The organism is Microbacterium sp. NPDC007973, assembly GCF_042958465.1.
Taxonomy (GTDB): Bacteria; Actinomycetota; Actinomycetes; order Actinomycetales; family Microbacteriaceae; genus Microbacterium; species Microbacterium galbum.
Genome location: NZ_JBIBJJ010000002.1, coordinates 571,289 through 583,125, shown reverse-complemented (window position 1 = coordinate 583,125; position 11,837 = coordinate 571,289). Strand labels below are relative to the sequence as shown.

At 72.0% G+C, this 11,837-nt stretch carries 11 protein-coding genes; 3 read left to right on the top strand and 8 right to left on the bottom strand.

The features are described 5' to 3' along the window. Positions 1 to 18: 18 nt before the first annotated feature. The 6 genes from ACFZA2_RS07890 to ACFZA2_RS07865 are packed head-to-tail and all read right to left on the bottom strand — an operon-like array spanning position 19 to position 6,266. A complete protein-coding gene (locus ACFZA2_RS07890; RefSeq protein WP_391402897.1) occupies positions 19 to 1,086 on the bottom strand; it encodes an oxidoreductase in 1,068 nt (355 codons plus the stop codon). After that, on the bottom strand, positions 1,083 to 2,240 hold the full coding sequence (locus ACFZA2_RS07885) for a M20 family metallopeptidase (RefSeq protein WP_391402894.1): 1,158 nt from the start codon (positions 2,238 to 2,240) through the stop codon (positions 1,083 to 1,085). The genes ACFZA2_RS07890 and ACFZA2_RS07885 overlap by 4 nt, the downstream gene beginning before the upstream one ends. Further along, positions 2,237 to 3,244: a ketopantoate reductase family protein gene (locus ACFZA2_RS07880; protein ID WP_391402892.1), complete on the bottom strand. Its 1,008-nt coding sequence runs from the start codon at positions 3,242 to 3,244 to the stop codon at positions 2,237 to 2,239. Before ACFZA2_RS07880 ends, ACFZA2_RS07885 begins: the two co-directional genes overlap by 4 nt. Then, a complete protein-coding gene (locus ACFZA2_RS07875; RefSeq protein WP_391402889.1) occupies positions 3,241 to 4,026 on the bottom strand; it encodes an SDR family NAD(P)-dependent oxidoreductase in 786 nt (261 codons plus the stop codon). Before ACFZA2_RS07875 ends, ACFZA2_RS07880 begins: the two co-directional genes overlap by 4 nt. After that, entirely contained in the window at positions 4,026 to 5,339 is a 1,314-nt protein-coding gene (locus ACFZA2_RS07870; protein ID WP_391402886.1) for an MFS transporter, read from the bottom strand. The genes ACFZA2_RS07875 and ACFZA2_RS07870 overlap by 1 nt, the downstream gene beginning before the upstream one ends. 27 nt (positions 5,340 to 5,366) lie before the next feature. Next, entirely contained in the window at positions 5,367 to 6,266 is a 900-nt protein-coding gene (locus tag ACFZA2_RS07865; RefSeq protein ID WP_391402883.1) for a polysaccharide deacetylase, read from the bottom strand. A 163-nt stretch (positions 6,267 to 6,429) separates the two neighbouring features. On the opposite strand from ACFZA2_RS07865, the gene ACFZA2_RS07860 reads away from it, so the two are divergent. Continuing rightward, positions 6,430 to 7,470 (top strand): Lrp/AsnC family transcriptional regulator, encoded by a 1,041-nt coding sequence (locus ACFZA2_RS07860; protein ID WP_391402881.1) that lies wholly within the window; start codon positions 6,430 to 6,432, stop codon positions 7,468 to 7,470. A gap of 42 nt (positions 7,471 to 7,512) precedes the next feature. Here the strand turns inward: ACFZA2_RS07860 and ACFZA2_RS07855 are convergent, their stop codons facing one another. Beyond that, positions 7,513 to 8,004: a MarR family winged helix-turn-helix transcriptional regulator gene (locus ACFZA2_RS07855; protein ID WP_391402878.1), complete on the bottom strand. Its 492-nt coding sequence runs from the start codon at positions 8,002 to 8,004 to the stop codon at positions 7,513 to 7,515. Between the two features lie 64 nt (positions 8,005 to 8,068). Between ACFZA2_RS07855 and ACFZA2_RS07850 the strand changes: the two genes are divergently transcribed. Continuing rightward, positions 8,069 to 9,292, top strand: coding sequence for an FAD-dependent monooxygenase (locus tag ACFZA2_RS07850; RefSeq protein ID WP_391402875.1), 1,224 nt, complete (start codon positions 8,069 to 8,071; stop codon positions 9,290 to 9,292). A 126-nt stretch (positions 9,293 to 9,418) separates the two neighbouring features. On the opposite strand, the gene ACFZA2_RS07845 is transcribed toward ACFZA2_RS07850, so the two are convergent. Further along, entirely contained in the window at positions 9,419 to 9,943 is a 525-nt protein-coding gene (locus ACFZA2_RS07845) for an adenine phosphoribosyltransferase (RefSeq protein WP_391402872.1), read from the bottom strand. 190 nt (positions 9,944 to 10,133) lie between these two features. Here ACFZA2_RS07845 and ACFZA2_RS07840 point away from each other — a divergent pair, with 190 nt between their 5' ends. Beyond that, complete coding sequence (locus ACFZA2_RS07840) at positions 10,134 to 11,813, top strand: glycoside hydrolase family 13 protein (protein WP_391402869.1); 1,680 nt, start codon at positions 10,134 to 10,136, stop codon at positions 11,811 to 11,813. The last annotated feature ends 24 nt before the right edge of the window (positions 11,814 to 11,837 follow it).

Here is an 11,837-nt window from a genome sequence, read left to right as displayed (position 1 = left end):
GGCCGCGCCTGCCCGCGTTCAGTACGCCCGGAGGCGCTGCGGCGGGATCCAATCGACGGTCGCGCCGAGCTCGCGCGCCCAGCGCAGAGGCGTGCTCGGGTCGCGCAGGGCCGCGCGCCCGATACGCACCGCGGCGACGCCGCGCTGCACGACCTCTTCCGCCTGCTGCGCCGTCTCGATCAGACCGACGGCCGAGGCGACGACGCCCTCCCGGGCGATGCGCTCGGCGAGGTGCGCCTGATAGCCCGGCCCGACGGGGATGTCGGCGAGCACGAGCCCTCCGGATGAGGCGTCCACGGCATCCGCTCCCGCCTCGACCGCCCACCCTGCGACGGTGGCGGCATCGTCGGGGGTGAGACCCCCCTCGACCCAGTCGGTCGCCGACAACCGCACGATGATCGGCACCGTCGGCAGCTCCGCCCGGATGCGACGGACGATGTCGAGCAACAGGGTCGCCCGGCCGGCGAGATCGCCCCCGTAGCGATCGTCGCGGCGGTTCGACAGCGGCGACAGCAGCTGGTGCAGCAGATAGCCGTGGGCCGCGTGCACCTCGATCACGTCGAAGCCCGCGTCGTCCGCACGGCGCGCGGCGGCCACGAACGCCTCGGCGACGGCCTCGAGCTCGGCGGTCGTGGCCGGACGCGGCGCCGCCAGACCCATGACCGGCGCGTCCGAGGCCGACACCGTCTGCCAGCCACCCCGCTCGACGGGGACGGAGCCCCGCTCGACGCCGTCGCGGCCGAAGCCTGCGAAAGTGCTCGCCTTGGCGCCGGCGTGGTTCAGCTGCACGCCGATCGCCGCGCCCTGCGCGTGGGCGAACGCGACGATGCCGCGCCACGCCTCGACCTGCGCCTCGTTCCACAGCCCGGTGTCCTGGCGGGTGATGCGCCCCTCGGGGACGACCGCCGTCGCTTCGACCACGAGCAGACCGGTGCCGCCCGCGGCGAGCGCGCCGTAATGCACCCGGTGCCACTCGGTGGGGATGCCGTCGTACGCATCGACCGAGTACTGGCACATCGGGGCGATCCAGATGCGGTTGCGCAGCGTCAGCTCGCGCAGCCGCATCGGCTCGACGATGCCGGTCACGCGGCATCCCCTCCGCCCAGGCGCACGAGGATGCCGGCCGCAAGCGCCGTGCGCTGCACCATGCCGTCGATGGAGATCCACTCGTGACGCGCGTGTGCGCCGTCGCCGACGGCGCCGAGGCCGTCGAGCACCGGCAGCCCCAGAGCGGCGGCGAAGTTGCCGTCGCTGGCGCCGCCGACCGAGATCTCCTCGACCGCCCATCCCTGCTCCGCCGACACCGCCTCCGCGATGCGGAACAGCGCGACCGTCGATGCGCTTCGTGGCATGACCGGTCGGTTCCACCCGCCGGCGATGTCCAGCGTCGCCTCCGCGCGGTGGGGCTCGAGGGCGGCGAGCGCGGCGTCGATCCGCTCGCTCTCGGCCACGTCGGTCACGCGCACATCGACGAGGGCGTCGGCGCGACCGGCGGTGACGTTGGAGCGGGACCCACCCGCGACGGTGCCGACATTGACGCTCGTCCCGGCACCGAGGTCCGCGAGCGCGTGCAGGGCGAGCACGACGCGGGCCATCTCGTCGATGGCGCTGACCCCCCGCTCCGGGTCGAGCCCCGCGTGGCCCTCGACGCCGTGCGTCGTGACGCGGAAGATCCCCACGCCCTTGCGCGCCGTCTTGAGCGCGCCGCGGGCGCTCGCCTCGAAGACCAGCACGGCGTCGCGGCCCGTGACGGCCTCCTCGATGTGCGGGCGGGAGCCGAGCGAACCGATCTCCTCGTCGCCGTTGAGCACGAGACGGATGGCGGGCAGCGGCAGTCCCTGGGCCCGGGCGATCGCGATCGCGTGCGTCGCCTGGACGAGACCCGCCTTCATGTCGAAGACGCCGGGGCCGGTGAGCCGGTCGCCGTCGATCGTGACGGGCCACTCGGCGAGGGTGCCGAGGGGCCACACGGTGTCGTAGTGGCAGAGGATCGCGACGGACCCCGCGCCGCCGCCCGTCGCCGCCCAGTCGAGCACCGCGACATCGCCGTGGGGAGCGGCGTCGATCACGCGCTCCGCGTCGGGGGCGCCGAGGTGACGCGTCACGAAGGCGCGCACCCAGGCGAGTCCCTCCGCGAGGGCGTCGAGGTCGTCCGAGGGGGTCTCCTGCTGCGTGTACGCCGTCAGGTCGGCGACGAGCGCCTCGCGCGCGGCCTCGGCGGCCGTGGCCAACGCGCTCATGCCGTCACCATCCGGTCGAGCTCGTCGAGGTGCGCCTCGTCCATCACGATGGCGTGCGTCTCGAGCTGCTCGATGCGCGACACCAGCCACCGCGTGAGCGGGGCCGGGATTCCCCGGCGTTCGGCCGCTTCCCGCACCGGCGCGTACTGCGTCGGAACCTCGGTGCGTCGACCGCGCACGGCGATGTCGCGCCAGATCCCCGAGCGCTTCTTCGTCTGGCGGGCGAGCCAGGCCACGAGCCCGTCGGTCGCGGCGTCGGCGGCGCTCGCCTCGCCGAGGTAGTCGTAGGGGACGAAGGCGTCGAACCCCTCGAGGTGGATCCCCTCGGCGACGGCGACCTCCAGCACTTCCCGCACAAGGGCGTGCAGGCCCGCGCGGTGGCGGTCGATCAGGTCGCCCATGTCGTCGTCGGCGAGGGCGGATGCCACGAGCATCGCGCCGAATCCCAGCTTCGACCACAGGAATCCGGGCACGTTGTCGGAGACGATCGGCGTGCCCCACTCGCGCAGATCGTGGGCGAGTGCGCGGACGCGATCGCTCGACCCGCCGGCGTGCTCGCCCAGCGCGATGTCGCCGATGCCGCCGTCGCGCACCACACCGGGCTCGACGACGTCGGCGAACAGGTCGACGAAGGCGGCGACCGTGCGGTCGACGCCGATGTGCCGGGCGATGGTGGCCTCGTTCAAACCGTTCTGCATCGACGCGACCCACCCGTCGGGGGCGAGACGCGGCGCGATCCACTCGGCGACGGCGTCGGTGGCCTGCGCCTTGACGGCGAGGAGCACCGCGCCGAGCTCGTCGGGAGCCTCCTCGGGGGTCGAGATCGGCAGGCGCGCCGTGAACGCCCCACCGGGGTGCTCGATGCGCAGGCCGCGCTCGCGCACGGCGGCGATGTGCTCGGCATCCGTGTCGATCAGGCGCACCTCCGCCCCGGCCCGATGCAGGTGCACCGCGAGGGTGCCGCCGATGGCTCCCGCGCCGATGATCGTGTAATTCGAGGTCATTCGTGCTCTCCCTGGCCGGTGGCGGCCCAGTGTTGCGGGAGGTGCCACGCGCCGGTCGACGATCCGCCGTCGACGCGCAGCACCTCCCCGGTGATCCATTCGGCTTCTTCGCCGGCGAGCCAGACGACGGCGCGGGCGATGTCGGCGGGCGTCCCCCGGCGGCCGAGAGGCGTGTCGCCGACAGCGGCGGCGTACTCGTCGGTGACGGGATTGACGCGCGAATCGACGGTGACGAACCCCGGCGAGACGGCGTTGACCCGGATGCCATGGGGTCCGAGTTCGAGGGCCGAGGCCCGGGTCGCGGCCTCCAGCGCCGCCTTCGACGTCGAGTACGGCGCCGCTCCCGGTCGAGCGCGCAGCGCCGCTCCGGAAGAGATGTTGACGACGGATGCCGGACGCCCGGCCTCGATGGCGCGGCGCGCGAGAGCCACGGTGAGCAGCACGGGCGCCCGCGTGTTCACGTCGAGCACGCGGTCCCAGGTGTGCGCGTCGAGGTCGAGGAAGGGCGTGGCGGGATACACGCCCGCGCTGGAGACGAGGACGTCGACGGGCGCGGTCGACCACGCCGTGCGCATCAGGTCGGCGGGGGCGTCGGCCTCGCGGAGGTCGACCGTCGCCGCGGCGCAGCTCGGCGCGCCCGCGTCGAGGGCCAGGGCGGCCGTTTCGGCGAGGGGCTCGGCGTGCAGGTCGGCGACGGTGAGCGCCTCGCCGCGTCGTGCGAAGGCGAGGGCGATCTCGCGGCCGATCCCCGACCCCGCCCCGGTCACCACAACGTGGCGCATCAGTCGAGCTCCTTGCCCTTGGTCTCGGGCATCGTGAGATAGACCGCCAGGCCGATGGCCGCCGCGATCGAGGCGTAGAGCCAGACCCACTCGCCGTAGCCGTTCGTGTTCATCCAGGTGGTGATGTAGGGCGCCGTGCCCCCGAAGATCGCGACCGCCAGCGCGTAAGGCAGGCCGATACCCGTCGCGCGCACCTCGGGCGGGAACTGCTCCGCCATGATCACCGCGCAGTTCGCCGAGTAGCCGACCAGCAGCACGATGCCGATGATCTCCACGGCCAGCAGCGCCCAGAATCCACCGCCGATCAGCTGGAAGGCGGGCCACGCGAAGATGAGGAAGCCGCCCGCGAAGGCCGCCATGGTGGGCTTGCGACCGATCTTGTCGGAGAGCAGACCCCCGAAGGGCAGCAGCACGATGAAGATGATCATCGCGATGACGTTCGCCAGCAGTGCCTGGTTCAGCGGGATGCCCGTGGTGACCGCCGCGTAGGTGGGCATGAAATTGACCCACATGTAGTAGAGCAGGGTGCCGGCGATGGTGATGCCGAAGACGCGCAGCGTGGCCTTGGGGTGGTCGCGGAACATGCGCACGAAGGCGTTGTGGCGGGCGGGCTTCGCGGAGCCGTCGACGCGCTCCCGGCCGGTCGCGAACGACTGCGTCTCCTCGATCCCCCGGCGCAGCCACAGCCCGACGAAGCCGAGCGAGGCGGCGAAGATGAAGGCGGCGCGCCAGCCCCAGCTGTCGACCGCTTCCGGCGGCAGCGCGGTCGTGATCGTGAAACCGAGCGCCGACGCGATGAGTACTCCCGCGGCGACCGAGACCTGCTGCCACGATCCGGCGAACCCGCGCCGCTTCGGAGCAGCGGATTCGACGAGGAACGCCGACGCCGAGCCGAACTCCCCGCCCGCGGCGAAGCCCTGGGCGAGGCGGGCGAGCACGAGCAGCAGCGGCGCGAAGATGCCGATCTGCTCGAAGGTGGGTGCGAGACCGATCACGAGGGTGGCGACCGCCATCAGGGTGATGGTGAAGAGCAGGCCCTTCTTGCGGCCGAAACGGTCGGCGTACGTGCCCATGACCGCGGCGCCGATGGGACGCATGATGAAGCCGACGGCGAAGATGGCGAGCGTCGACAGCAGGGCCGCGACGTCGTTGCCCGCGGGGAAGAAGTGGTGGGCGAAGATCGACGAGAACGTCGAGTAGACGGCCCAGTCGACGAACTCGACGGCGTTGCCGATCGAGCCGGCGACGATCGCCTTCTTGCCCTTCTTGCTGAGCTTCGTCGCGTGGACGGTCTCGGGTGCGGTGGAGGTCATCTGCATTCTCTCTCGAGGCGGTGCGGGTCAGAGGAGGGGGCGCACGTGGGCGGCCAGGTCGGCGTGGGGGCCGATCCACACGTCGTCGAACGAGCGGATGTGACGGAGAAGCTCATCGAGGATCCGCAGGCGCGAGCGGTGCCCGATGATGTGCGGGTGCATGGTCAGCTGGAAGACCCCGCCCTCCTCGCGCGCCGCGTCGAACTCGTCGATCCAGATCTGCAGGAGGCTGCGGGGCGGCATGTGGGGACGGAGGCCGCCGAAGCGGTCCATCATCAGGTACGGGGCGTCGTCGCGGATCCACTCGACCGGGATCTCGACGACCCCGGTGCGCTCGCCGTGCTCCAGCAGCTCGTAGGGGTCCGCATCCGCCATCAGCGAGGAGTCGTACACGAACCCGAGCTCGCGGATGACGGCGAGCGTCGACCCCGAGAAGTCCCACGACGGGGTCCGGATGCCGGTCGGGCGATGTCCGATCTGCCGCTCGAAGACGTCGAGGCACCGGCTGACGAGCTCGAGCTCGTCGTCGTGGCCGAGTGCGGTGTTGCGCTCGTGGATCCAGCCGTGCACGGCGACTTCGTGACCGCCCGCGACGTAGGACGGCGCCTCGTCCGGCCGCAGCAGGGCGCAGACCGCGGGCATGTAGAACGACGAGGGCGCCTCGTACCGGGCGAGCAGGTCGAGGATCCGGGGCACCGCGAACCGTGCGCCGAACTCGCCCTGCGCCATCCGACCCGGTGACGTCTCCCCGTCGCGGAGGGGGATCGACTCGTGGTCGGAATCGAACGACAGCAGCACGGCGACCCGCGCGCCCGACGGCCATCGCTGTGCGGGGTCGTCGTGCACGAGCCGGCGCCCCGCCCGGACGTGCTCCACGTGGCCGCGCCACACGCTCTCGTCCCACTGCCACGGTTGCTGCTCGTCCATGCGATCCTCCTGGCCCTCGACGACACCTGCGTCATCGATGCAGGTAACTGTAGGAATAAACAAACTTGGGGGCAAGCATGATGGGCAAATATGTCGTTCGTGTTTCCTCTAATGGGATATTCGTGTTCCGGCCATCGAGAAGCGCCTGAGATAGGTTGAGACCGTGCACCGATCAGACCCGCGCGCGGTCCGACCCCAGCTCGACGAGACCGATCTCGACATCGTCGCGGCCCTGCACATCGCCCCTCGCGTCCCCACGGCCGCACTGGCCGACATCCTCGGCATCCCCACCAGTACCGCGTCCCGGCGCCTCGCGCGCCTGCAGGACGAACGCCTTCTCCGGGTCGTCGGTCGGTTCGCCTGGGAGCTGATCACCTCGAGCAACCCGTTCGAGCTGTGGGTCACCTCCACCCCCGGGCACTCCGAGGCCGTCGTGAGCGAGCTCTTGCGCATTCCGGACGTGCAGTTCGTGCTCCGCACCAGCGGCGCGGCCGACATCTACGCCAACCTGTTCCCGCTGCGCGGGTCGGACCCCCACGACCTGCTGACCTCGACGATCCCCTCCATCCCCGGGGTGCGCGCCATCGACAGCCGAATGATCCTGGAGCCCGCGAAGGTCGGACAATCGTGGCGGTACCGCCGACTCGACGCCGCGTGCACCGCGGAGCTCGAGAAGCACGCCTCCGTGGCCGACGGCGAACCGCTCCGCGACCTCGAGCAGCTGTCGGACCTCGAGTTCGAGACCATGCGGATGCTCGGCGCGAACGGCCGCGTCACCGCCGCCGAGGTGGGGCGCACGCTCGGCGTCTCGCCCACGACCGCCGCCCGTGCGATGCGACTCCTCATCCACTCCGGGGCCATCTCCCCCCGCATCGAGATCCAGCCCGACCTCATGGGCTTCCCCCTCAACGCGGTAGTCACCATCGACGTCCGGCCGCGTGACATCCGCGGCGCGCTCGACACCCTCGCCGCGCACCCCAGCGTGCGCCTGCTGTCGACCGTCACCGGCTCGGCGCCGGTCAGCCTCGCGGGCGTCTTCGCCGGGCCCGTCGATCTCGCCCGCTTCGTGCGCGACGACCTCGGCACCCTCGCCGGCGTCAGATCGGTGCAGTCGGTCGCGGGCCTGCGGCTCGAACGCCGGTACTGGGTCGATCGCGACGGCCTGCGCCTCGGCGACTCCGTCGAGGGCGTGCTGCGCCGCTGACCTGCGAGGCCTCGCGGGCCGGCTCAGGACAGACGAGCGGGATCAGCCCGCGCGCAACCGCGCGTTCGCGGCCCCCGACGCCGAGGTCATGCGGTCGAGGAACGCGCGCACCACCCGCAGCTCCTCGGCAGAGGTGTCGCGCACGGCGGCGGCGATCTCCGTTCCGGCCGCGTCCAGGAAATCCGCCGTCCCCGCCCTCGCCGCCGACGTCGGACGCAGGTTCACGCGCCGACGGTCGGCGTCCTCGCGGCGCCTCTCGACATGTCCGGCCCGTTCGAGGCGGTCGATCAGCACCGACACGGCCCCGGACGTCATCCCGATCTGCCGTGCCAGCTCAGCGGGCGACAGCGGGTGCCCCGACTGCTCGGCCCACACGATGCGGCCGAGCGCGTCGGCATCCGTCACCGGGAGCGCCATCCACGCCGAGAGGTGGCGGTGCAGCTCCTCGGATGCCAGCGACCAGTCGCGAAGGCCGTGCATGACGGCGACCTCGTCGGTCGACCACGAGGTGGAGAGCGCATCGGATCCGGCCACGCAATGACTTTACAGTCAAGTGACTTTGCCATAAAGCTTTCTCTATCGACCTCGAGGAGTTCCCATGACCGCCCCGCATGCCCTTGTCTCCGGCGCGAGCATCGCCGGCCTGTCCGCCGCCTGGTGGCTGCGCCGCATCGGGTGGGAGGTGACACTGCTCGAGAAGGCGACGTCGTTCCGCGACGGAGGCCAGAACGTCGACGTTCGCGGCGTCGCCCGGGACGTCCTCGACCGCATGGGGCTGACCGACGCCATCCGCGCGAAGAACACGACCGAGACGGGGACGGTGATCGTCGACGCGCAAGGCGAGGTCATCGGCGAACTCCCCTCGGACGGAGCCGGCGGCGCGACGGCCGAACTCGAGGTGCTGCGCGGCGACTTCGCGCGCACGATCCTCGACGCCCTGCCCGTCGGCACGCCCGTCGTCTACGGAGCGTCGATCGCCGAGGTCGATGAGACCGACGAGCAGCGGGTGGTCGTGACCACCGACGACGGGCAGCGGCTCGAGGCCGACCTCCTCGTCGTCGCCGAGGGGGTGCGCTCGAGCACCCGCGACCTCCTCTTCGCGTCATCCGAGGTCGACGCCCGCCCCCTCGGGGTGACGATGGCGTTCGGCACGATCCCCCGCACGCCCGACGACGACGACCGCTGGCGCTGGTACAACGCTGTCGAGGGCCGGCAGGTGCACCTGCGTCCCGACCCCTACGGCACCACCCGGGCGATCCTCGCGTACGCCGGCGACGACCGCCTCGCCTCCCGCGACCGCGAGGACGCCCTGCGCGTGCTGCGCGAGCGGTACGCCGACGCGGGCTGGCAGGCCCCGCGCGTGCTCGACGGCTTCGACGACTCCGACGACGTCTACATCGACGAGCTGACACAGATCCGCATGCCGGGATGGCACCGCGGGCGCGTGTGCGTCATCGGCGACGCGGCCTGGTGCGTCACACCGATGGGCGGCGGGGGCGCGTCGCTCGCTCTGACCGGCGGCTATGTGCTCGCGGCATTCCTCTCGCGGATCGAGGGGCGACCCGGCCGCGACGCTCTCGATGACGCGCTGGAGCAGATGGACGCCTGGATGCGACCGCTCGTCGACCGGATCCAGGGCATCCCGCGCGGGATGCTGCGCTTCGCCTACCCGCGCACCCGGTTCGGGCTGGCCGCGCGCGCCGTGATCACCAAGGTCATGACCTCGCCGCCCCTGTCGCACGTGACCGCGACGTTCGCGGAGGTCGCCGATGCCGAGCAGCCGCTCCCCGACCTGCTGACGCGGGGTACCGCGCACGACTGACGGTGGCGCCGCGGGCAGGCGCGCCAGGAGTCGGCCCGTGGTGACCTCGCCACGTCGGCGGGCATCGTCTGACGGCGCGGTGAGCCGGGTCTCCGAGCCGCGTCTCAGACGCGAAAACGCAGCCGTTCAGGCGCGGAAGACCGCGTGCACGTCGTCGCCGAGCACATCGCGGCCACCGAGGCCGTCGATCTCGAGCAGCGTCGCGATCCCGACGACCTCGCTGCCCACCGCCTCGAGCAGGTCGCGCCCGGCGCGCAGGGTTCCGCCGGTCGCGAGCACGTCGTCGAGAAGCAGGACGCGCGCGCCCGCGGCGTTGTCGTCGTGCATCTCGATCTGCGCCGAGCCGTACTCCAGGTCGTACGACATCGTCGCTGCGGGGCGCGGCAGCTTGCCCGCCTTGCGGATCGGCATGAGACCCACGTTCGCGGCGATCGCGGCGGCGCCGGCGAGCAGGAACCCGCGCGCCTCGACCCCCGCAACAGCGTCGAAGCGGCCCGCGAAGGGCTCGATGAGCGCCTCGACGACGGTCCGCAGGGCGGCGGCATCCGTCAGCAGCGGGGTGATGTCGCGGAAGACGATGCCCGGCTTCGGGTAGTCGGGGATGCTGGTGATCAGCGATTCAGCGCGGGTGAGAGCGGAGGCGTCGGGCACGACTCCAGCCTAATCGCGGCTCTCTCGTGCCGCCCCCGCGCTCTCCCCCGTCGAGTGTCCAGAACACGCCGCAGCAGCCCGCGCGGTCACGGCGTGTTCTCGACACTCGACGCGACGGAGGGGGGCGGGCGGACGCGGCGATGAGGGAGCGGTTGACGTGACTGTAAGCGCTTGCAGTAACGTGGGGCGCATGACTTTCACGCAGGAGGGCGCGCGCGCCGATCTCGTCTCGGCCCCGGGCTCCGAGTGGTGGCGCACCGCCGTCATCTACCAGATCTACCCCCGCTCCTTCGCCGACGCCTCGGGCGACGGCCTGGGCGACCTGCCCGGCGTCACCGCGCACCTCGACGACCTGCGCGATCTGGGAGTGGATGCCATCTGGCTTAGCCCCTTCCAGACCTCGCCGCAGAAGGACGCCGGCTACGACGTCGCCGACTACCGCGACGTCGACCCGATCTTCGGCACCCTGGCCGACTTCGACGCGATGCTCGCGGGCGCGCACGAGCGCGGCATCCGGGTCATCGTCGACCTCGTCCCCAACCACTCCAGCGATCAGCACGTGTGGTTCCAGGAGGCCCTGAAGGCCGGCCCCGGCAGCCCCGAGCGCGCGCGCTACATCTTCCGCGAGGGGAAGGGCGAGAACGGCGAGCTGCCCCCGAACAACTGGGAGAGCGTGTTCGGCGGCGGCATGTGGAAGCGCGTGACCGAGGCCGACGGCACGCCCGGCCAGTGGTACCTGCACATCTTCGACGAGAGCCAGCCCGACTTCGACTGGACCAACGAGGAGGTGCGCGCGGAGTTCCGCGACGTGCTGCGGTTCTGGCTCGACCGCGGGGTCGACGGCTTCCGCGTCGACGTCGCGCACGGCCTCATCAAGGCCGAGGGCCTGCCCGACTTCACGCCCGACCCCGAGGGCGGCTCGATGGGCGGCGACGCCGAGGAGGTCCCCTACTGGGGCCAGCCCGGTGTGCACGACGTCTGGCGGGAGTGGCACGAGGTGCTCGACGAGTACGACGGCGACCGTGCCCTCTGCGCCGAAGCCTGGTTGCCGACGGTGAAGCAGACCGCCCTGTGGGTGCGCCCCGACGAGATGCACCAGGCGTTCAACTTCCACTACCTCGAGACGACCTGGGATGCCGCCGCCCTCCGCGACGTCATCACGGAGTCGCTCCACGAGTACGGCGCCGTCGGCGCCCCGAGCACGTGGGTGCTGTCGAACCACGACGTCGTGCGTCACGCCTCGCGCCTGGCGCTCACGGCCGAGAACCCGCAGGGTGCGGGCATCGGCCCGAAGTCCCCGGGTAAGCCCGACCCGGTGAAGGGCCTGCGCCGCGCGCGCGCCGCCACCTCCCTGATGCTGGCCCTGCCCGGCTCGTCGTACCTCTACCAGGGCGAGGAGCTCGGCCTGCCCGAGGTCATCGACCTGCCCGACGACGCGCGCCAGGACCCCACTTGGTTCCGCACGAACGGCGAGCGCTACGGCCGCGACGGATGCCGCGTGCCGCTGCCCTGGACGGCCGATGCGCCGGCATACGGGTTCAACGACACCGGTGCGTCGTGGCTGCCCCAGCCGGCCGAGTGGGCGGACCTCGCGTTCGACCAGCAGGTCGACGACCCCTCGTCGACACTCACGCTCTACCGCTCGCTGCTCGCCGAGCGCCGCGCCCGCAACCTCGGCGCCGGTGACCTCGAGTGGGTCGACGGTCTCGGGGACGACGTCGTGGCGTTCCGCAACGGGTCGCTGCTCGTCGTCGCGAACCTGGGCGATGCCGCCGTCGAGCTGCCCGTCGGAGAGGTGCTGATCGCGAGCGGCCCCCTCGACGGCGACCGCCTGCCGACCGACACGACCGTCTGGATCGCGGCGGCCTGAGCCGCGGCATCCACCGTTTCGGAC